This window comes from Chryseobacterium daecheongense (assembly GCF_003729955.1).
Classification (GTDB): Bacteria; Bacteroidota; Bacteroidia; order Flavobacteriales; family Weeksellaceae; genus Chryseobacterium; species Chryseobacterium daecheongense.
Window position 1 is genome coordinate 952,547 of sequence record NZ_RJTX01000004.1, and the last position, 23,619, is coordinate 976,165.

Annotated in this window: 15 protein-coding genes; 11 read left to right on the top strand and 4 right to left on the bottom strand. The window is 35.3% G+C overall.

The window, feature by feature from the left end:
- Position 1: 1 nt before the first annotated feature.
- From EGI05_RS17745 to EGI05_RS17760, 4 genes are read right to left on the bottom strand one after another with little or no spacing between them, the layout of a single operon-like run.
- The gene (locus EGI05_RS17745; protein WP_123264344.1) at positions 2-433 is read right to left on the bottom strand and encodes a hypothetical protein; all 432 of its coding nucleotides are present in this window, start codon (positions 431-433) and stop codon (positions 2-4) included.
- Positions 433-1,572 (bottom strand): beta-ketoacyl-ACP synthase III, encoded by a 1,140-nt coding sequence (locus tag EGI05_RS17750; protein WP_123264345.1) that lies wholly within the window; start codon positions 1,570-1,572, stop codon positions 433-435. Before EGI05_RS17750 ends, EGI05_RS17745 begins: the two co-directional genes overlap by 1 nt.
- 2 nt (positions 1,573-1,574) lie before the next feature.
- Positions 1,575-2,489 carry a dialkylrecorsinol condensing enzyme DarA gene (locus EGI05_RS17755; RefSeq protein WP_123264346.1) on the bottom strand — a complete coding sequence of 305 codons (915 nt, stop codon included), beginning with the start codon at positions 2,487-2,489 and terminating at the stop codon, positions 1,575-1,577.
- A gap of 43 nt (positions 2,490-2,532) precedes the next feature.
- Entirely contained in the window at positions 2,533-6,153 is a 3,621-nt protein-coding gene (locus EGI05_RS17760) for an MMPL family transporter (protein WP_228428637.1), read from the bottom strand.
- 218 nt (positions 6,154-6,371) lie between these two features.
- Between EGI05_RS17760 and EGI05_RS17765 the strand changes: the two genes are divergently transcribed.
- From EGI05_RS17765 to EGI05_RS17815, 11 genes are all read left to right on the top strand, one after another.
- Positions 6,372-7,376, top strand: a complete 1,005-nt coding sequence (locus EGI05_RS17765; protein WP_123264348.1) for a hypothetical protein — start codon at positions 6,372-6,374, stop codon at positions 7,374-7,376.
- A complete protein-coding gene (locus tag EGI05_RS17770) occupies positions 7,377-8,516 on the top strand; it encodes an EpsG family protein (RefSeq protein WP_123264349.1) in 1,140 nt (379 codons plus the stop codon).
- 297 nt (positions 8,517-8,813) lie between these two features.
- The gene (locus EGI05_RS17775) at positions 8,814-12,254 is read left to right on the top strand and encodes a T9SS type A sorting domain-containing protein (protein ID WP_123264350.1); all 3,441 of its coding nucleotides are present in this window, start codon (positions 8,814-8,816) and stop codon (positions 12,252-12,254) included.
- A gap of 153 nt (positions 12,255-12,407) precedes the next feature.
- Positions 12,408-13,556 (top strand): hypothetical protein, encoded by a 1,149-nt coding sequence (locus EGI05_RS17780; protein ID WP_123264351.1) that lies wholly within the window; start codon positions 12,408-12,410, stop codon positions 13,554-13,556.
- 52 nt (positions 13,557-13,608) lie between these two features.
- A complete protein-coding gene (topA, locus tag EGI05_RS17785; RefSeq protein WP_123264352.1) occupies positions 13,609-16,164 on the top strand; it encodes a type I DNA topoisomerase in 2,556 nt (851 codons plus the stop codon).
- A 121-nt stretch (positions 16,165-16,285) separates the two neighbouring features.
- On the top strand, positions 16,286-16,747 hold the full coding sequence (locus EGI05_RS17790; protein WP_123264353.1) for an ecotin family protein: 462 nt from the start codon (positions 16,286-16,288) through the stop codon (positions 16,745-16,747).
- A 36-nt stretch (positions 16,748-16,783) separates the two neighbouring features.
- Positions 16,784-17,854 (top strand): formimidoylglutamase, encoded by a 1,071-nt coding sequence (locus EGI05_RS17795; protein ID WP_123264354.1) that lies wholly within the window; start codon positions 16,784-16,786, stop codon positions 17,852-17,854.
- 3 nt (positions 17,855-17,857) lie between these two features.
- Positions 17,858-18,859 (top strand): glycosyltransferase family 2 protein, encoded by a 1,002-nt coding sequence (locus EGI05_RS17800; protein ID WP_123264355.1) that lies wholly within the window; start codon positions 17,858-17,860, stop codon positions 18,857-18,859.
- Positions 18,860-18,953: 94 nt separating this feature from the next.
- Entirely contained in the window at positions 18,954-20,072 is a 1,119-nt protein-coding gene (locus EGI05_RS17805; protein WP_123264356.1) for a glycosyltransferase family 4 protein, read from the top strand.
- A gap of 37 nt (positions 20,073-20,109) precedes the next feature.
- Entirely contained in the window at positions 20,110-20,964 is an 855-nt protein-coding gene (locus EGI05_RS17810) for a polysaccharide biosynthesis/export family protein (protein ID WP_123264357.1), read from the top strand.
- A 2-nt stretch (positions 20,965-20,966) separates the two neighbouring features.
- The gene (locus EGI05_RS17815; protein ID WP_123264358.1) at positions 20,967-23,462 is read left to right on the top strand and encodes an exopolysaccharide transport family protein; all 2,496 of its coding nucleotides are present in this window, start codon (positions 20,967-20,969) and stop codon (positions 23,460-23,462) included.
- Positions 23,463-23,619: the final 157 nt, after the last annotated feature.

A 23,619-nucleotide genomic window follows, 5' to 3' on the forward strand; every position in this document is an offset into this window, starting at 1 on the left:
GCTATTTTACAACAGTTTTCATTTGAGATTGAGCAATCATTACACCATTTAATTTGGTGATGATATTCACTAATGTAACACCCATGATTTCACTCAGAATCTCGACCTCCGAGGTTAAATGATCTCCCACTTTAGGCAATGCCACCGCTTCAAAAGATTTAATCGCTCCAATATAACCGGTAGGAGCTTCTTTTCCTAACAAATAAAATTTATATCCGGTGTGTAAAGCTACACTTTGAGCCTGATGCTCAATTAATCCTGAAGCCTGAAAAATCCCGTCCTGAATAAAAATATTCTCTTCTTTGATCTTAAATCCGGAGACGAGGTGACTCTCGGAATATTCCGAAAGCTCATTCACCATCACAAAAGGAGACCTTTGCGGAATTAAGCTTTCCACAAATTGCTGGTCAGATGTCGGTAATCTGTTTTCCATTAGCAAACCGTTAATAAAGCGCAAGAATAGGCAAATCTTCCACTTTCAGGTACACAAAGCAATACTTTTTCTCCCTTTTTCAATGTTCCGGAATTCATCAGTTCTTCCAACGCAATGAAAATAGAACCAGCTCCGATGTTCCCGACTTCAGAAAGGTTATAATACCATTTTTCCCAAGGAAAATCCATTCCTTTCTTAGCAAATTCTTCTTTCAATCCTTCTTTGAAATATCCTGAAGAGATGTGTGCCAGAACGTGATCAATTTTTTCAGGATCTAATTGATGTTTGTCAAAAGATGCTCTTAAACTTTCTGCCCCTTTTACTAAAATATACTGGTCTAATAATTTTGTATCCTGCTTCAATGCAAAGATGGATTGCTTCAGCCATTCATCCGAAGGATAATCCGCCCAGGATTGAAGGCTTCCGTCTTCCTGCTTCTCACAACCTGAATACATACATGCTTCGATTTCATGAGCATAAGAATAGAAATCAATGAATTCTACTTTTAAGGAAATGCTGTTTTCTCTTGGTTTATTTTCCAGTAAGAAAGCCCCAGCTCCGTCAGAAAGCATCCATCTCAGGAATTCTCTCTTAAAAGCAATGATTGGTCTTTCTTCCAGTAATTTTAAATTTTCGGCTTCATGGTTGAATTTATCTGCAGTCATCCAAGCAGAAAACCTTTCGGAACCTACGCAGACTGCATTTTGTTTCACTCCTGCTTTTACAGAAAGGAAAGCATAATTGAAGGCATTCATCCCGGAATTACAAAGCCCGGTAGAAGTATTGATCTCAATAGATTTTCCTAAATTCAGTTCTCCGTGAACCATAGATGCATGAGATGGCTGGATCTGATCTGCAGAAGTGGTTCCACAGGAAAGTAACTGCATATCCTCTTTCTTGAAGTTCTCATCGAAAAGTCCTTCCACTGCTTTTGCCGTAATCTGGGCATTCGTGTGTGTGGGCTTTCCGTTTTTATCCAATGCGTAATATCTGGTTCTTATTTTGTTGTTTCTTAAAATTAAAGCTCTTGCTTTAGATGGAGTGTCGTTTACTAAGCCAAGATACGTTTCCATGTCATCATTAGAAACCGGTTCATTGGGTAAGTATGTTGAAGCTTTTGTTATAAATACGTCGTTCATCTTTATTTTAAATTTATTCCTTGTAAATACTCTCTTTCTTTTCTTCTTTTAGCCCAGAATAATGGGCCCAGCAATATATGAAAAATCAAAACAATAGGTGATATGATCCAGATTGCTGCCATCAAATATACCTTAAAGAATTTTACCAGTAAGGGGCGCTTTTCTTTTTTCTTGATGATGAGATTGGACCATACGGTGAAGATTTTGTTTCCAACCTTTTCCACTCTCACCAGAAAAGGGCGGATTTCAACGGCTCCGTTTTTTACCAGGTCGGATTGAAGATTTTGAAGATCACCATTTTCAAAATGTTTTTTAATGATTTCACCATATTTTCCGGCTCCGGCAATTTCTTCATTAGAAACTCCTGCTGCGGGTAACATCCCGGATTTTTCTTTTTGCCCTGTCGTCAGCCAACGTAAGATCGTTAATACGCTGGTATAGTTATCATGTCGGTCTACCAGTGCAATGTTTCCTACAAGTTGGGCTTTCAGGTCTCTTAAATATACTTTTAATTTTTCCTGGGAAAGCATCCACATATTTCGGGTTCCGGAAACGGTAACTACAGGAGTATCCTTTAAAAGGTTTTCCGCATAGCCGCTTTTCAGGAACGAAATGATAGGGATGGAAGGCGTCAGATACCAAACCTGATATCCGAAAATGATCAGATCATATTTCCTGTTTAATACTTCAGGTGATGGCGGATGGATTTCGCTTGGGATCTGTAGGTAAGATTCCGGGAAAGTGTTGAAAAAAACGTCACTTGGCCACGGAAAAGGAAAATCTTTCTTGAGTTGAATATTATAGTAAGTAACCTCGTATTCTTCCTTTTTATCTTCAAAAGGTTTTGCTACATTTTTCACAATATCCTCCAGCTGGCCGGTTTGTGAATAATATATAACAAGTATGTTTTTTTTCATTAATATTTTTTAGCGTTTACAAAAATATACTTTTCAGATGTATTTAGTGTTTTTTGAAAATTTTTATTGCTCCGGTGTCCAATTTCTTCTGAAATACAGGGTTTTCAAAGCCTGGCTCTTTTACATTCAGGAAAATAATGGTTTCCGGTAATGTTGAAAGAGTATTGATTTTAAAACGACTATCCGAAATCAAAAGCACATCAATATTCTTATTGATCTCTGAAATATCATTAATATAACTCAATTTTCTTCTTTTTACCAGGTAATTTTGTTCTGCTACATCTCTTTTCTCTTCATTGCTTATCCGGCTGAATATTCTTCGGCCTGCCTGATACAACAAAAGTAAAACGTCTTTCTGTCCAAAATCATCCGAAATATGCAGAATAGTGCTGTCTTTCGGAATATGTTTATTCAATTCAAAATAAGCTGTTTTATTGGTATTAAAATCTTCTTTTACTTCATGTACAACTTCATTCTCTTTATACAAATAGCTTAAGAATAGTTTCTTTTTAAAATAATTTTCATCTTCGATCTCATTCCTCAATTGGGCAAATTGCTCTCTGAAATAAGCATTGATCTTCTTTGTCCTTTCAGAATAGCTCTTTCCAAAACTCACATCATCTTTTCTGATCCTGTCTCCTACCTTTACTGTAATGCTCCCATCATAAATAATAAAGTCACCTTTTGGCAACACTTCAGAATTCCCATGAATATAAAGAGGTAAAATATCCAGGCCAAACTGTTCAGCCAGATAAAAAGCTCCTTTATGGAATCTCTTGATGTCATTGGTATAAGAACGCTCCGCTTCAGGAAAAACGACCAAAGAATATCCCTGATCCACTTTTTCCTTTAATTTTTCCATCCCGTTTTCTATTCCCTGAGAAACCGGATAAAAACCTAAGGCTCTTACCATTTTACCGAAAATAGGGGATTGATAGACCCAGTCATTCACCAGATATACAATTTTATGAGTAGTCATGGCAATGGCTAAAGTATCTAAAAAAGAAGTGTGATTCGCAATGATAACTGCAGGCTTGCTGAAATCCTCATTACTGTTTTTAATCACTCTTTTCTTTACAAATGGATTCGAAAATAAGACAGAAGTTAAAAACTTAGCCATTATTAATTTAATGAAATCTAAAGTTTTCCCTTTTGAATTCTTTACAAAGAAGCTTCCAAACACGGAAAAGAACACTCCTCCCAATCCATAATATAAAAAGGAAAGAATAGAATGTAAAAATAGTCTGAAAGTGATAGGTGAAAGTCCTTTTTTAGCTCTGTTGATAATCAGGAACCTGAACCAGAACGGGTATAATGTTGAGGTAATGATGATCACTGAGAACATTCCTATTAAAGCAACCAGCGCTAATGAATGCAATGCGGGATGTTTGGCAAAGATCAGCGAGCCAATGGAAAGGATGGTAGTGAAAACAGCCAGAATAATGGAAATCCTGTAGGTTGGAAGTTCATTTTTTCCTGTTGTATGCTCTTTCTGCATGGCTTTCGTAAGGAAAATACTGAAATCGTCCCCAACTCCGAATACCAATGTACAGACTACCGTACTGAAAATATTAAGTTCTAATCCTAAAAAATATAAAATTCCTGCGGTAACGATTCCGGTTAAAACAATTGGGAACATCGTAAGGACTGTCAGTTCAAAATTCCTGAAGAACACAATGATCGTGAGAATGATTGCGAGTAGGGAATAGTTGATCAGCGTATTGAAGTCCCTCTTCAGTAAACCTAAAAAGTTTTCATTCATTTGCTGACGGTCGATGGCTAAAGCATCGTGTTTCTTTTCGATATCTTTAATGAAGGCATCCCTTTTCTTCTCATCTACCTTTACCACATTGGAAACAGTGTAAAATCCGTTCTCGCTGCTTAAGAATTCCGAGACCTGTAACGCTTTTATCTTTTCATAATCTTGTAAGCTTAAAGTAGAATACTCTTTACTTAAAACTTCATTGAATTGGGAAAAAGCGGAACTGTTGAATCCAAATTGAATTCCGTTGCTTACCAATTCTGAGATGGTGTGGTCTTTTTTATTCTCCCAGAATTTCTCCCAGATTTCTATCTTTTTTTGTTGGTCCTGTTTAGATAAAACAACATTTCCTAAGGAATTATAACTTAAAATTTTTCCTTCCTGTTTTTCTTTTTCCAGAAAATGACTCAATTGAGAGTTTCTGGACAATGCTTCTTCTTCGGAATTCCCATAAGAAATTGTATAGATGGATTTGGAAGTGATGTCTGAAAGCTTTTCCAGCTTAGCTTCACTGATTTTTAATTCTTTGGGAATGTAATTGAGATCACCAATATCTTCATTGAACCCCACATGTCTGAAGCCAAATAGACAGGCAATGATCACCAAAGAGCATCCAATGATCAAAGGTTTGTTTTTTTCGTAAGGATAAGCCCCGATGGTATCAATGAAATTGGTATTCTCTTTCTTTTCGTTTTTCTTTGGATGATAAAGCTGAGGAACAATAATTAAAGCTGAAACAGAAGATAAAATCACCGTAATGGCAGCAAAGAGTCCCAGGTCTTTTAGTGCTTCGGAACGCACGAAAACCAGGCATAAGAATGAAACGGCTGTTGTCGCGCTACTTAATATGATTGGTTGTGTGATCTCTTTATAAAGCTCCTCTATATTATTGTTGTGCTTGTAATGGGTAAGAATGTGAAGGGCATAATCTATGGTTATCCCGATAAGAATGGCTCCAACACTTAATGATATAGCTGAAATTTTATCCTTAATAAAGTATAAGACCAATAATGCAAGTAAAACAGAAAATACCGTAGGAAGAAAAACAATGACTGGAGTGAAAAAATTCCTGAAATAATACATCAGCAAAATGAAAAGTACTGTCATGGAAATCAAAACAGTATTCTGAATATCTTTTTTAATTTGCTTGGCATTGGCTACAGCAATCACCGGTGAACCGAAATAGCTAAGTTCTGTTTTTCCCTTGAATTGTTTATTGATGTTGTCTTTGATCTCATTCAGCTGATCTACAAAAGCCTCGTTATTCTTGGTATCGTTGCTTTTGTTTTTAGGTTCAATGAAAAGAAGAAGATGTTTACCATCTTTGGTGACAATGTAGTTATCTTCCAGTTTGAAATCTTTACTAATGTTTAAGGCATTAAGCTTTTTAATCCCTAAAAAAGTGATTCCCAACGGATCTTTTTTAATGAAATCCTTGGTCACCAAACTCGTAGGGGAAACCAGTGAAACATAATTGTTTTCCACCTGTTTGGCGATGCTGTCTTTCTGAAGCTTTTTTTCAATTTCCTTATAATCACTTTCATCCAGGAATAAAGGAAGATTTTGATTCACAAAATCAAAAGTCTCCGAGATCTCCTCATCATTTACTTTTCCCTGAACAGAACCCACATATTGTTGTAGAGGCTCTAATTTCTGTAAAAAAGTATCGGCGGTTTCAGAAAGCTGGAAACTGTCTTCATTGGATTTGTTTTCAATAATGACAATGATCTTATCTGAAAAATTCAGCTGTTTAAGAACTTTAGCGGTAAGATCGGATTTTTCATTTTTAGGAATGATCTGATTGATATCTTCTTCAAAATTGATTTTCGAAGCAAAATAACCGCATAACAAGGCAATACCCAATGCAAAACATACAGATAAAATTCTGTTTTTAGAAATCAAATGATATAAATAAATAAAAAAACGATGCATTGCATTACGAAATCAGGTTTGCAAATTTAATTTTTTAAGTATTAGTTCAAAAGTTTTACCAACAAGTTTTCACTGAAAATCAATAAAATATTTCTAGTTGAAATGAAAAAAACTTATACTTTTGCAGAAGTTCCCCTGATTTAAAATATATTTAAACAAAATTTCACAAAAAATGATGCTGTTTTGATATGTTAAAAACAATTGATGAAAAAATAAACGGATTTTTATTTATAATAATTTTCCCTCTGCTGCTTTTCTTTATGTCCTATTACGGATTTGAATCAGCATATGTAATATGGATAAAATCCGCTGAAAAGGCTCCTGATTTCATGTTTGAATCCGTGTATGCGTATAGAGTGATTCCGAACTATCTCAGTGTGCATGTAACAGAATTAATGACCTATATTATAGATCATTATATTCCATTTGCTAAAACTTTCCTTTTGAAAAACGGGACCGTTTTTTATCACAGTACTTTTCTGATCAATGCTTTCTTCTTTATTTTATCTTCTATTATTTTAGACAAAATTTTTAAGCTGAAGCCTGTTGAAATCATTCAAAATATTCATATTCGAAGAATGCTTCATTTGCTGGCAGTATTTTTTATTGTGATATTGCAGTATGTTCCCACCAACTGTGATCTGATTGCCATTTTCTTTTATTTATCGGGGGTTTATTTCACTCTTAAATATCTGGATGACAGGAAACCTACTGATCTGATGTTATTAAGCATCATCATCATTATCTCAACATTTGCCAGAGAAACAGCCTGCCTGAATATTGCTTTTTTTGCAGCCGTTTTTTTTGATTTTAAGACTTATAAAAAAAGAGACTATGCAGTTATCAAGGAAATGTTATTACTGGTTATAGCGTTTGTCTTGCCGTATATGGGACTTAAGCTGGCAATTCGTCAGGATGCATCCTTTTTTGAAGGTGTTTATTTCATTAAAAATTTTACAAGCCCATATAATATAGCCGGATTATTATTCGGAATAATTGCATTGTATTTTGGCTACAACTTATGTAATGAAGAAGGAAAAGTAATAGTGAAAAAATATCTGTTTTTCTCACTTCCCTATCTTATTATGATTACTTTAGTGGGGCTTTTTTGGGAGGCAAGGTTATTTTTGCCTTTAATCCTTACAGGAATAGTGCTTGCTTCACAGAAATTTAAAAATGTTCATCTATTATAAATGAGTTTACTACATCCATATTATATAATCGCATTGGTTTTCATGCTCGTTATGAGTTTTCAGGAGGTGTACCGGGGAAGAGTGGAAAAACGCTGGTTGTATTTTTTAGGAATTTATCTTGTGATCCTTGCCGGGCTTCGAAATGATGTAGGACCGGATTATGGAAGTTACAAAGGGATTTATATTTATTCAGATACAAAAGAATATGTAACGATCTTTCTGAAAGCCCTCCGTATGGAAGGAAATCAGCCTATGGAAGTGGAGTGGCTGTTTGTGCTGATCAACAAAATATTGCTCAATGTTTTCAATGCACCTTTCTTTGTTCTGACTCTTGTCATAGCAATGCTTGCCATTTTCTTTAAGATAGAATACATTGAAGACAATACGTTCTATCCCTTTACATTCATGGCTTTTATGTTTATTCCCGGATTTTTTGTCGGGGAGAGCGGACAGATCAGACAGAATCTGGGATCTTTTGTCGTCTATTTTGCAATAAGGTTTATCAAAGAAAGAAAGTTGTTCTATTATCTTTTGTGTATTTATCTGGCAGGTGGAATTCATAACGTGTGCTATCTTTTCCTGCCCATGTATTGGGTAGCGCGTATTCCATTGAATAAAGTGATGATGCTTATTCTGATCATAACTTCTGTATTTTTATCCCCGTTTGAGGTCTACAGGGCGTTTGGAGAGTTTTTGAATAATGTAGCCGCAGATAACACGCTTACTCTGGGATTTAACGGATATATAGATGAAACGGTACAGAGGCTGAATGGTGGCATTGGAATTCCGGAGGCGATGATGGCTATTCTAACCTTTTTCCTCTTTGCTTTTGATACGAAAATGAAAGAGAAATTCCCTTATTACGAATACCACAGGAATTATGCTGTTATAGGAATATGCCTTTATTTTATTTTTAGGAACAATCCTATCTTTTCATCCCGATTGGCAGGAGCATTTATTGGGTTTGCCTATATTCTTATTCCTAATACGATGTATGTAGTGTCTGAAAATGCTAAGAAAATGATCCACACGTTTATTATAGCTTTGGTGGTGTTTAATTTTGTTGTATTTGCAAGCTTTAATAATATTAAGGCCGGAAGATTTACGATAGATCTTTACAAAAACTACCTCCTTCCTTAAATCTGAAATCCACGTTATTTTACTTATAAAGCAGTACCCTTGGTGCTGCTTTTTTGTTGAATCAACAGAAAATTGGTATTGGTTTTTCTTTAAAAAAAATAAATTATTTATAAATATTTAATAATAATACATACTTTTGCGGCGGATGAACATATGCTGTATTTTCATTAGTAAGCAAATACTTTTGATATATCTATAAAATAACTTGTTTATTTTAGATTAATTTATAAAATAAATAATTGTTTAATGATAGGGGCTTAGATATTGTACTTTTGATAACAGCACAAACTTAAGGATATGAATAATTTAGCTAAAAACCTAACGGCAATTTTTTGCCTTGCATCGGTATGGGCCTATTCTACAGGCAATGCAGCCATCAACGATGCTTCTTCAGTATGTAAACAACCTCCTGATCTTTATCGGAAACCTTCTGACACTTTAATTACAGCTTCAGCATCCGGTAAGGCCATAGCTCAGGATTGGACAAAAGCTCCCAACAGCTACATTTTTGATCCTGCTCAAAATAATGAAGGATTGTATATTCCCGTAAGAAAAGCTTATGCTATGTGGGAACAGGATAAATACCTCAAAGGCAGCGGAATTCCTGTAGGAAAAGTTACAGCAGAAGTATTGTGGGAAGATGTTCATGGTTTGATAAAATCCGGACAAGGATATTCTTTGGAAATGGTGGATTCCGGGCCTAGTGCCAAAATAAAAGTACCAGTTAATAAATCTAAAAAAGGAAATGCGGTTATTGTTCTAAGAGTAAATGATGAAATCTTCTGGAGTTGGCACGTTTGGGTAACAGATGATCCTTCCAATGGATCTACATATAAAAGTTTCACTAATCTTAAAAGAGAAAAAAGTGATGGTACTCTTGAACCGATTCCGGATACAGACTGGGGATGGATGGACAGAAATTTGGGAGCCATAAGCAGCTCTATTACTGCATCTGACTGGAACCGTAACTCTGGGTTGCTATATCAATGGGGCAGAAAAGACCCTATTCCACCTTTGGTTTGGAGGGGGAATGATTTTTATGAGGTTTCCGGTTCTATTGGAAGAGTGAGACACAGAGGTGCGGTAAATAATGTTAATGCTGTCAAGATTGATGATCTCAGACGATTTGTTTTATTATCAAATGCTAATGTAACCAATAATATAAGGCTGTCGGTGAAAAACCCTCTAAGTCTCATTTATGTCAATAAAGATGATAATTCTGGACCGGCTTACTATAGCAATAATGCCAATTTGCCGGTAAACTGGTTTGGAACATTTGCCGGTTTAGCACCGAACCAGCTTAGCGAACTCAATTTATGGTCAGATAATTCAAAAGGATTGGTTGCAGCCAATTATAATGATGACAATAATGCCAATCCTTATAGAGATAAGTCTTCCTTTGATCCTTGTCCCAACGGATGGAGGATTCCTTCTGTATTGGTTGCCAATCTTGCCTCAGCAAGTTATGTGGATGATGTGAGAATTGATTTTTCTCCTTTTGGCGTAAGAACCAATACATCTAAAAATGTTTTTGAATCCAATAATTATCATATTATAAAACCAACGGATACTTCAACACCAACTTTCATGAAAGGGTTTAAGATCTACCCTAATTTTGGATTTGATTTATCTAATGTAAATGGATTTAATATGGGGATTTTTCCGGGAACAGGACAGATTCTTCTGAATTTCCATAACGGGCAATATACGGATCAGCATCAGACGGCTTTATGGACGGCAACTATGGCGAGACATTTTGATGCAACTCCGGCTGTTGGAGCAAGAGCATTATCACTGATTCCGGATAAAGGGCAAACCGATGTTCCTGATGCAGGATTCCCGGATGTAAAGGGGAGATACTGGTATTCTCCTTTATCTTCTGGACCAACTTCTAATGCAGCGGGATGCAGATGTATAAAAGACCCTTTATATGTAATAGATAACTATAATTTTCCTACAGAATATTTAGCTCCGGCGAGCGAATACAAAGAAGGAATTGATCATCCCAATACTTATCAGATTGTTAAAAATACAGTGATTTCTACTGTTGAAATTCCTGTAAGCAAAGCATTTTCTGTTCAAAGTGAACTTTTGAACAATAAGATGATCCTTAATTCATCAAGCTTTAGTAATTTAAAAGCTAATGTTCTTTGGTCTACCAATACAGAACTGATCAATAAAGTGACCATGGTTAATCCTTCTCCGGGAACATTAGATAATATTGTAAATACTAAAATACTGGTTGAAATAAAACCTAATCAGAGTGGGAATGCTGTAATTACGCTTCATAATGAAAATACTACTAATCCTGTTTATTGGAGCTGGCATATTTGGGTAACAGATACTCCGGTGGGATCTAATATGTATACCACAGAGCTTCCAAACACTTCTGTTACCAATTATGTAAACTATGTGAACAAAGCAGATAATGTGTTCCAGACAGAGTTCATGGACAGAAATTTAGGAGCGACGGATGCTTTCCCGGTAGTGGTAAATCCGTTTACACCTACTACGGCTGAACTTGCTAAGATCAGAGCTGCAACCGGATTACATTACCAATGGGGCAGAAAGGATCCGCTTCCTGTCTTCCAGTTTGCGGATAACAGGGCCTCTTATAATATTTTCTTAGGTAATGTGACGGCGAGTGGATCTGTAACGTATTCTACTTTACTAGCATCTGCGTATAATAATATGTCAGGAAATTATATTGTTCCTTACAATACCTATGCAGGTACAGCTAATGTGCAGGCTTCAGATAAAGTTTCAGAAAAAGTGGCTAAAGTGATTGCTTATTCTGTAGGTAATCCATTAGTATATATGATTCCGAGTACATTTGCACCCTATAACAGCACCGTCCCAAATTATACCAATGGTTCAGACTGGTTATCTCCTGAACCTAATCTTGCTCCGGACCGATGGGGAAGAGGTGGAGAAAAGTCACCTTTCGATCCGTGTCCTGCGGGATGGAGGATTCCGGATCTGACAGGCGTTGCTATTGTATCCAATAAAGATTTCGGATTAACTCCTTTTTATAAAAAGGATAAGAATGTGGCGACCTCTTATAGTATTATTAATGATTATTTAGGTATCCGTGTCAGAAATCCGAGTACCACTTCTACCATAGGATATACCTTCAACGATGCCTCTTATAAAATAGGGAATTATCCGAATTCCGGTTCCAGAGGCTTCAGAAGTGTAACGGGGAATCAGACTGCACAGGGAACGTTCAATTTCATTAATTTTCAGTATCCCGGAATATGGACAGCCGCATTGAATTCGAATTATATAGGAAGACCTATTAATGTTTTGTTTGATGCCGCTTCGTCAGCTAACCGTATCATCGCATTCCATGATAATAACGATCCTTATTTCGGAATGAGCTGCCGTTGCGTTAAGATAAAATATGACGCTAATGGAAACGAAGAAGGGGTAGTTCCAAAACTGCAGATAACTTCACTTCCGGCAACTAAAGCTGCGGCTCCTTTAAGCAAAACAGAAATTGGGGATAAGATAAAGGCAAATAAAATCACGGTTTATCCAAATCCTGTCAAAAATGTATTGTATATTAATGCTTCAGTTGAAAAAGGATATTACTATCAGATTTATAATATGTCCGGCCAGCTTGTAAAATCAGGGAAGTTTGAAAACAAACAGACTGATCTTTCAGCATTGGTTACAGGAACTTATTTAATGAGAATTAACAATGAAGAAACGGTAGTTAAAATCATAAAAGAATAACAGGAGTTTCATACTATTTGTGTAAAAGAAACATAAAAGTAGTGTTCAGAAACGTGTAAATTCATATTTTTGAAATTCAAAATGATGAATATATAACATGAACTGGAACAGCTTTTATGTTTCTTTTCATTTTTTAATGTTAAAAACACACGTATGAAGTTCCAAAAAGTCGAACAATACTTCAATAGTAAGATTCTTATTTATTTGCTTATTGTTGCTACGGCTGTCTATACTCTTGTCTTTACTTACATCTATAATTTTAAGGATGATGGCTATATTCTTGCTGACTGGCTGATCAATTACCAGGACGGAGGCTTTAAAAGAAGAGGGCTTTCGGGAAGTTTCTTTTTTCTGTTGCAGGATATCACGGGGATTGGGCTCAATTACTTGGTGTATTTTTGTCAGTTTTCTATCATTTTATTATTCTTTTGGTATTACACCAAACTTATACGTTATAAGGTTACTACCCTATTATATTTATCACTATTACTTTCTTCTATCGGTTTTATAGGACTTTTAAATACGGTTACCTATGTCGGAAAGAAAGAATTTATTGTTTTTCTGTTGTTCACATGGTTTGTTTATCTTTTGGATAAAGATAGGCTTTCAAAATATAAAGAATACATCTTTTGTATTTTACTATGTATCAGTATCTTGTTGCATGAGGTTGCCCTGTTTTATGTCCCCTATTTTGCAATTGCACTGTATGTAAAAACAGGAAAGCTTGAGATTAAAAGATATCTTAAATATTTTCTTGCAACGGGTATTCCGGCTGTTTTGATTATTCTTTTCGGGAAAAATGTAAACGAGGGAATGTCGCTCCAACTTTTGAATCAAAGAGGAGTACACCCCACTTACGGAATTTTTTACTGGGATATTGATGAAAGGCAATATATTAGAGAACATATCAAAGAATACAGGCTGTATTTCATAAGCTTAGCAATTAGCGTGTTTCACATAGGGTATTATTTAAAATATCTAAACAGCCGAAAGTTATTATCTATTTTATTGGGAGGTGCATTTTTATTCTCATTGCCGCTGTTTTATCTGGCTATCGATTGGGGCAGATGGATGTATATCCACATGATGCTTATGATTGTGCTTTTTGCTCTGTTATTGCGGAAGAGAGACTCATTATTTGCGTATGAGCCTATTATGATCAACAAGAAATTTTATATTACATTATTCATTATTATATTATCGTTAATCTACAGGGTTGAAATGTCGGGAAGCGGATTTACATTCGAAGGAATCCTATATAGAATCTTCATTGCCCCTTTAGAATTGTTAAATAAAATGTGATTAAAAAAATCTATCTGATAAAAAAACTTTACTTTTGCAAAAATTTTTTAGAATGTCGAAAAATTTAGTAATCGTAGAGTCTCCGGCAAAAGCAAAAACTATTCAGAAATATTTAGGAAAAGATTTCGAAGTGAAATCCAGTTTCGGGCATATCCGGGATTTACCTAAAAAAGGAATGGGGATTGACTTGGCCACTTTCAATCCTGATTATGAAGTTTCGGCAGATAAAAAGAAATTGGTAACCGAACTGAAAGCCGCCGTGAAAAAAGCTGATGTGGTTTGGCTGGCTTCCGATGAAGACCGTGAAGGAGAAGCTATTGCTTGGCATTTAGCAGATGAATTGAAGTTAAAACCGGAAAACAGAAGAAGAATCGTCTTCCATGAAATTACCAAAAATGCTATTCTAAAGGCCATTGATAACCCAAGGGATATAGACCAAAATCTTGTTAATGCTCAACAAGCAAGAAGAGTACTGGACAGGATCGTTGGTTTTGAAATGTCTCCGGTTCTTTGGAAAAAAGTAAAGCCGGGATTATCTGCGGGAAGAGTGCAATCTGTTGCCGTAAGACTAATTGTTGAAAGAGAAAAAGAGATCCGTGAATTTGTTCCGAAAGCGAGCTTTAAGGTAGACGGGATCTTCCTGAATAAGAATGAACAGGAAATTGCTGCAAAGCTGAAAAAAGATTTCGAGAAAGAAGAGCAGGCGGAACGATTTCTTGAATTAGCTAAAACAACAGAATTTAAAGTTCTGAATGTAGAAACAAAACCCGGAACACGTTCGGCTTCTGCGCCTTTTACCACCTCTACACTTCAACAAGAGGCATCTTCAAGGCTTGGATATAATGTAACCACCACGATGCGTCTGGCGCAAACATTATATGAGGAAGGGCACATTACCTATATGAGAACAGACTCCGTAAATCTTTCCCAGGAAGCAATTGAAGGAGCAAAAAAACAAATTCAATCAGAATATGGGGCAGAATATTCTGCACCAAGAAATTATACCACCAAATCCGCTTCAGCACAGGAAGCTCACGAAGCGATTCGTCCAACAGACTTTTCAGTAAAAAGTATTGGAGATAACCAGTTGAACAGATTGTATCAATTGATTTACAGAAGAACACTGGCTTCTCAGATGGCGAATGCTAAAATTGAAAAAACGGTTATTGAGATCGGAAATCCAAGTTTGCCACAACAATTTGAAGCACAGGGTGAAGTAATCATTTTCGATGGTTTCTTAAAAGCTTACGGAATTGTTAAAACGGAAGAAGATGATGAAGAAAACAATGAGAAATTATTACCGAAAGTAGCAGTTGGCGAAGTTTTAAACTATAAAACCATCATTGCAGCAGAGAAATTCACGAGGCCGAGTGCAAGGTATACGGAAGCGGGATTGGTAAGAAAGCTTGAAGAGCTGGGAATTGGCCGTCCTTCTACTTATGCACCGACTATTCAGACTATTCAGAACCGTGAGTATGTGGATAAGCGTGAGATAGAACCACAAACCCGTGAGGTTCTCAAAATGTCTTTGGCAAAAGGCACAATCAAAAAAGCCATTCTTGAAGAAAAATTCGGAGGCGATAAAAATAAATTTGTACCAACAGATATAGGAGAAGTCGTAAATGACTTCCTTACCGATAATTTTAAAGAAATCCTGGATTATGGTTTCACGGCAAGAGTAGAAGAAGGTTTCGATGAGATTGCCAACGGAGAACAGAAGTGGAAAGAGATGATGACGGATTTCTACTCTAAATTCCATCCGAGAATTGAAGATGTAGAAGAAAATGCAGACCGCGCAACAGGAGATAGATTATTAGGAATTGATCCTAAAACGGGCAAAAATGTTCACGCGAGAATTGGAAGATTCGGGGCAATGATTCAGATCGGAGAGACGGATGATGAGGAAAAACCTGTTTTTGCTTCGTTAATGGCGGGACAGAATATTGCAACGATCACATTGGAAGAGGCTTTAGAGCTTTTCAAGCTTCCTTTTGATCTGAATGATTTTGAAGGACAACCCGTTTCTGTAGGAGTAGGAAGATTCGGGCCTTATGTAAAATGGGGAGAAACATTCATCAGCATTCCGAAAGGAGAAGATCCTTTATCCGTAAATCAACAACGTGCGGAAGAAATCATCAATGAAAAGAAAAAAGCAGACGCTCCGATTGCTACTTTTAAAGGTGAGCCTGTGACGAAAGGCACTGGAAGATTCGGACCATTCATCAAATACAAAGATATTTTCGTGAACGTTCCGAAAAAATATAATTTCGAAAACCTTTCACAAAGTGACATCAATGAACTGATCGAGGCTAAACTTGAAAAAGAAGCCAACAGGTATATCCAACAGTGGGAGAAAGAAAAAATCTCCATTGAAAACGGAAGATGGGGACCTTTCATCAAATTCGGAAAAGGCATGTTCAAAATTCCGAAGAAAAGTGACGATACGAAATATGCAGCGGAAGAATTGAAAGAAGTTTCTTTGGATGAGGTGAAAAAGTGGATCACGGATCAGGATAAAAATGCATTTGCTGAGAAAAAGAAACCGGCAGCGAAGAAAACAACAGCTAAGAAAGCACCTGCTAAAAAAGCTGCAACTAAAAAGAAATAGTACTTTACGATACAATAAAAAAGCCATTAACATAACCTGTTAATGGCTTTTTTATGAATTATGGGATGATAAGAAGATTGATTTTGATGAGGTTTTTGTATGTTTGCGGAAAATGTTTTGAATGGTAAGGATTTTTTGTTTCGTATTACTTGTTACAGGAATTTATGCCTTTGGTCAGGAAGAAGTTACTTATCCGGAACCCAAAGAGGGTTTTAAAAGAGTGGATATAAAGCTCCCTAACATTAAAAATGAAGTCGATTATAAAGTAGAAGTCAACTTTAGCATGATGCATGAGATGTTGGATTGTGAAAAAGGAAGCTTTACGTTGCCGGATTTTGAGACACGTTATCTTAAGCCTCCCCATGCATATCCTTATTATGTGATCGATGAGAATAATTACGAGGTTGTGGTCGGGCGGAGCGGAACGTGCAGTTCCAAAAAAGTGCAGAAAAAGATATATAGCTCTAACCCTATCTTCATAGAGTACAATAGTATTTTTACCTACAGATATTATGTTCCTAAAAATATAAATGTAGAATACAGGATTTGGAAAGCAGAACCCCATTTCACAGAAGTAAAATAGCAAATAATCACATTTTAAATTTTCAAATTAAAGAATATGGATTTTGAAGATTTTATCATTTCACCAAGAAATTTTAAAACTGAAAACTGGCAGATCGGAAACAGGATCACGAAGGAAATAAAAGAAGACAGCATTGTCCTTCTTTTTGTTTCAGATTACAGAGGCGCGAATGGTGAGGCCGAAGTTCAGGATTTTACGGCGGTGAGAAAAGAATTTTACAGACTTTCGCAGCTGGATTTTGAAATTCCCATAGTGGATTTGGGCGACCTGGTTTCCGGGAAAAGTATTCAGGATACCCATTATATTTTACAGGAAGTATTGTCTGCATGTCATTACAACAGGGCGATCCCAATTATTATTGGCGGATCCAATGATTTTGCTTTTTCATTATTCTCTGCATTAAACTTTCATCAGAAGAATATTAATTATACTCAGATCAGCAATATCATTTCCTTAAAACAAGGAGAAGAAATTAATGAACATACTTTTTTAAGTAAAATTTTTGGAGCTAAGAATTTTTCCATCAAAAATTACCATCATTTAGGATATCAAAAACATTTGAATGAAGTTGATTCTGTAAAACTAATCAAAGAGGTGGAGTTTGATATCATCCGTTTAGCAGAAATGATGAACTCTACGGAAAAAACGGAGCCGTTCTTTAGAAAAGCGGATCTTGTGACAGTAAACTGCGATGCGATTGAAAGTTTCAGCGATGCCTTTTCCATGAATCCACAAGTCAATGGATTAAACAGAAGAGAGATCTGTGCCTATATGAAAGAGATCGGTTTAAGTGAAAATCTTAAGTCAGTAGGTATTTTCAATTATAATATTTATTCTGAGAATCAGTTGAATCATCAGCTTTTAGCACAAATGATCTGGTATCTGATCGAAGGAATCAATATCCAGAAGTCACATCCAAAAGAAAGGCATTATGAAGTGTTTTATGTTTTGATTGATGACAGGCAATATGCTTTCAAACGTGATACTTTCAGCAATTTATGGTATTTCGGAGATGATGAGAATATAGAAAACTGCATTCCCTGCTCAAGAAAAGACTTCGATGAAGCCAAAAAAGGATGGCTAAGCGCAAGACTGACGAAAATATAATGTATGATAAACGTTCCCTCAAAAGTTTCCATCATTGTTCCTGTTTATAATGTCGAAAATTATTTGGCCAAATGCCTCGATTCTTTAGTCAATCAAACCCTGCAGGAAATAGAAATCCTGGTTATCAATGATGGAAGTAAAGATAGCTCCGGGCATATCATTCAGGAATATGCTCAACAATATCCCGATAAGATAAAAGCCTTTCAAAAGGAAAACGGAGGATTAAGTGATGCCCGTAATTTTGGAATTGACAGGGCGACCGGAGATTATATCGGCTTTGTAGACAGTGATGACTACGTTACGGAAACCATGTTCGAAGAAATGGTGAACCTGGCGGAAAAACACCAGTCGAAAATGGTGATCTGCAATATTCAAAAGGTGGATGAATATGGAAATGTGACTCAAAAACTCACCCAGATTCCCAATTTGCCGGAAAGAATTGATCTTGAAAAGCATTTTTCGGTATTTTCGGATATCAGTTATTTTGCCTGCAATAAATTATTTAAGAAAGAACTCTTCGCAGATAAAAGGTTTAAAAAGGGAATTCATTTTGAAGACATCCAGTTAGTCCCTCAACTTTTACTGGAATGTACTACCATCGCACAGACACAGAATTTCCATTACCAATATCTGGAGCGCAGCGATTCCATTACAAAGACGCATACCAAAAAAGGGTTGGATATGTTAAAAGCAGTGGAAGATGTGGAAGAAGTTTTTAAAAAATCCGTATACTCAGAGAAATTACAGGAACTTAAAAATTTTCAGATTTTTGAAGGAGTATACTCTTTTTTAGCCTATTTAGCCTTTGTAAAAGAAGAAGAACATTTCTACGAAATGGCAGTTCGGCTTAATAATTTTATAACACAAAGAGGTATAAAAATTAAAGATATCTTAAACTATAATCGTTTTGATAGGAATTATCTTTTATCTTTGCCTTTGAAAAAAAAGATTTTTTATCTGCTGTATTTTGCAGGACAAAAGAAGCTGATAAGAAAATTAATGTAAAACACAAATGTAAGGTACTATTGTTTCGATTGGGTTTTTTATAAATTCATGGTGTATCTTTTTTACCGGAACAAGCAAGTACTCGAATAAAAAAATGAAGAATTTTGAATTGTTCTTAACTCAGAGTGGAATCCCTATTTTTTATGTGAAAATAGGCCTGGGTTTTATATTTTCTTTTCTAATTACTTTCTTTTCCATTCCTACCATTGTTAAGATCTCCAGAAGAAAAAACCTTATGGATGAGCCGGGTATAAGAAGTTCCCATCTTAGAAAAATCCCTAATCTCGGTGGAATTGCTATTTTTTATTCCATAGGAATTTGCGCTTCTATTTTCGCGTATGAACTTTTTGATCTTTACAAATTTTTATTTGCCTCTTTAGTCATTCTCCTGTACATTGGAGTGATGGATGATATTGTGGTGATGAGGGCTTATAAAAAGCTGGTGGCGCAAATCATGGTATCATCACTTGTGGTAATAGGGTCAGACATAAGGATAAGAAGCTTATTCGGAATATTTGGAGTGTATGAGCTGAATTATTGGATAAGTATATTATTTAGTATTGTTACTTTTATTATCCTGATCAATGCATTCAATCTTATTGATGGAATTGATGGTCTTGCTGGTGGATATTCCGTCATATGCAGCGCTCTTTTTGGGATAAGCTATTATCGTTTAGGAGAATATAATTATCCTTTGGTTGTTTTATCAGTGATTATCATCGGAGCAGTTTTGGCGTTTCTGTACTATAATTTATCACATTATAGGACCAATAAAATATTTATGGGAGATACAGGTTCTATGTTATTAGGGTTTTTGCTTGCATTTACCTCTGTTTGCTTTATAGATATCTTTATAGATAAAGCTTTGCCTAATGTACCGAGGTATCACCTGCAATCTGCCCCTGCAGTGGCTGTTGCGATTTTAATATTACCTATTGTTGATACACTGAATGTCATTATCGTGAGAATCATTAATAAAAGATCTCCTTTTGATGCTGATAAAAACCATATTCATCATAAATTGCTGAAGCTTGATCTTACACACAGAAGATCCAGTTTTTATATTATAGTGTATTACCTTTTTATTGTAACCGTTGCTTATTATTTAAGGCATATAAATGTAAATCTATTATTAATAATTATTCTTGCATTAGGATTTTTAGGAGCTTATCTTCCGGATTTCATTTATCGTTTAAGAAATAATAACAATTAACCATTTAAATTTTTATTTTTGTAAATAACATTGAAATATGATGAAGAGCTATAAGTATTTATTTTTTTTACTACCCTTGTTCATTACATCGTGCATCACCACCAAAGATGTAAGATATATGCAGCCTAATGAAAGTCTCGTAATCAATGAAGAAGGATTGGTTCCCTACAATATTCCGATTTATAGAATTACCAAAAATGATATTCTAAATCTTAATATCGTTACCACTCCCAAAGGAGATGCTGCTCAGTTCTATTCTTCCTTGAATACATCTGGAAGTACAATAACACCAACCACAAATAATCCTGCTACAAATGTTGCTACAAGCACCAGTGGTGGCGGAAACATCAATTTCTATTTTAACGGATTGAAAGTTGATTCCAATGGTGATATCAATATTTTCGGAATTGGCTATGTGAAGGCAGAAGGAAGAACCATTGAAGAAGTCACTAAAGAGATTCAGGAAAAAGTAAATGAAAATTTCCAGGAAGGAAAATCAGAAGTAAGACTGAATACGGATGGAATTACCTATTATATATTAGGAGATGTTGAAACAACCGGAATGACCGGCGAAAAAGTGGCTCATAAAAATACACTTACTGTTACAGAAGCTTTGGCTATTAATGGTGGGTTAAACAGAACTATTGATAGAAAAAATATTGTAATCCACAGAAAATTGCCGGAAGGAATCAAAATTGCAAAAATAGATCTTACCCGTGAAGATGTAATGAATTCACCGTACTACTATGTGCAAAACGGGGATGAAATCTATCTGAATACAAGAGCGAAAAGCTTAAACGGATTTGGAAAAGATCCAATTCAGACTTTAACTACAGGAGTTTCTGTAATTACTACGGCTCTGTCTATTTATTTACTCCTAAAAAATCTTTAGTCATGATTCCAGAAAGAGAAACTGCTGCGGAGAAAAATAATTCTCAGAAAGATAAATATGGAGCCTTTGCATTATTTGATGTAGAGCACTTTTTAAGGAGAATACTTAAAAACTGGTATTGGTTTGCTTTTATGCTGCTCATAGGATATGCCATTTCTTGGGTTTATAGTAAATATTATGCCCAGAACATCTATGCTTCCAACCTTTCTTTAAGTGTTTCCAATAATACGGCAAGCTACTTTACGCCCAATCAATCCATTAATTTCATCTGGACTCAGGGAGGAAATCAGGATGGGATCTATTTAAAGAAAATGCTTCTTTCAAGATCACATAATGAGTTTTTGGTGAAAGAACTGGACCTTTTTGTTAACTATTCAACAAAAGGGGCTATCAAATCTACCTATCTGGATAAGGATGATTCTCCTGTTTTTCTTCAGATAGATAAAAAACATCTCCAACAGATTGATTACCCTATCACCTTAATTCCTAAGGGGAATAATTCCTATGAAGTGGTACTTCCTAAAGAAGGACAAAGTACTAATTTATATAGCTATGAAAGCGAAGGATTTCAATCCATAAACCCGTATGGTAGACCGGAAAATAAAATTATAAAAGTTAATGAGTGGTATACAACTCCTAATCTAAGGTTTAAGCTGGTACAAAATACTGTGCCTGCTAAAATTAAGCTTGATAATATTATTGTTAAACTTACTTCTGTAAACCAATCTGTTAATGATATTGTTTCTACCATAGGAGTTGAGTTCGATAAAGAAATAAACACCATTATGATTATTACTAAAAAAGGATATAATCTTAATGGAACTGTAAACTTTTTGAATAAATCGGTTGCCGAATTACAGAAAAAAAGATTAGCGGACAAAAATATTGTCAATAAAAATACAGATGCTTATCTGCAAGGAAGCATTAATGATATCAGAAAGAAACTTGATTCTAGTGCTTCGGTTTTAAATTTCCTGAAAACTTCGGAAAAGTTATATGATATTAAGGATAGAGATGAAAAGTCCTTGAATAAAATCAAAGAACTTGAAGCTAAAAAAGCAGATTTAATGAGCAAAATCAACTCATTAAATACAATAAGAAACACTCTTCAGACCCAGAACTTTGATAAAATGATCAGCACTAATGCTGCAGGATTTGAAGACGGACTTTTCTCAGCATCAGTTTCCGAATTGAAAGCCCTATACCTTAAGAGAAGAGAAATGGCTCAGATTTATACACCAAATTCTGAACCCATGAGAGAAATCAATAGGCTGATCAATGATGCGAAACTGGCTTCTTCCAATTCCTTAAGGAATTACTACACCGGGTATTATGAGCAGATCAATAGATTAAACCAAGATATTTCCAGTGCTAATACTGATCTGGAGTCATATCCTGAGAAAGAAAGAAGATATCTGGATGCAGAGAGAGGATACAATATGATAGAGGCTACTTATAACAGCCTTCTTGCCAGACAGAATGATGCTCAAATGAAAGTGGCTACCAATCAGTCAGACATTACTGTGATTGACCCGGCTAAAAACTTAGGACAGCTTCCAATAGGGCCTAATGTAAAAGGAACGAAAGCGGCTATTGTAGGAGGACTTTTATTATTACCATTATTATTTATACTTATTGGAGAAGTATTGGACAATAAAATAAGAAATATTAAAGAATTGTTGGGTGCTACAAGAATTCCATTATTAGGAGTTATTGGAAATAATAATAATGACAATATGCTTACGGTGCTGGAACATCCGAAATCTTCCGTTTCCGAGGCCTTTAGAGGAATCAGAGCGAATGTGAGGTTTTTATCCAATGAAAACGGGAAAAGCAAAATCATTCTGGTTACCTCTTCTATTGGTGGGGAAGGAAAAACATATGTTTCAATTAACCTGGCGTCTGTTTTAGGGTTAAGTGATAAGAAGACCATCTTATTGGGAATGGATTTAAGAAAACCAAAAATCTTTGGTGACTTTAAAATTGATAATAAATATGGGATTTCCAATTATTTAACAGGGGAAGTTTCTATTGATCAGATTATCAATAAAACAAGGATCCCAAATCTTGATGTTGCCACTTCAGGACCAATTCCTCCTAACCCTTCTGAACTTTTGATGAGTGAACGAAATATAAACTTCATTCAGGAATTGAAAGACAAATACGATTTTATTATTATAGATTCACCACCTGTAGGGCTAGTTGCGGATTCATATGAGCTGATGAAATATTCTGATGCTAATTTATATGTAGTTCGTCACGAGTATACAGAGAAATATATGCTTAAAATGATTACAGAGAAATATCATAATAATGAAATTGAGCATTTAGGACTTGTATATAATGATTATAATGTGAAGCAGGGATATGGTTATGGATACGGCTATGGTTATGGCTATGGTTACGGTTACGGATATTTTGATGAAGATAAAAACTATAAGGAACCTCTTTTAATCAGAATAAGAAATAAAGTGCAGGCAATATTTAATAAAAAATAAATATTTTTAAACCCTCATTTAATGAGGGTTTTTGTATACGAGATATGTTGTAAGTTATTAGAAAAAGAATAATTTTGTCACTTTGTCGTTTACTTTATAACAAATTATTATTTTTTGTTTATTTTTAACTAAACATTAAGAATATCATTAATATAAA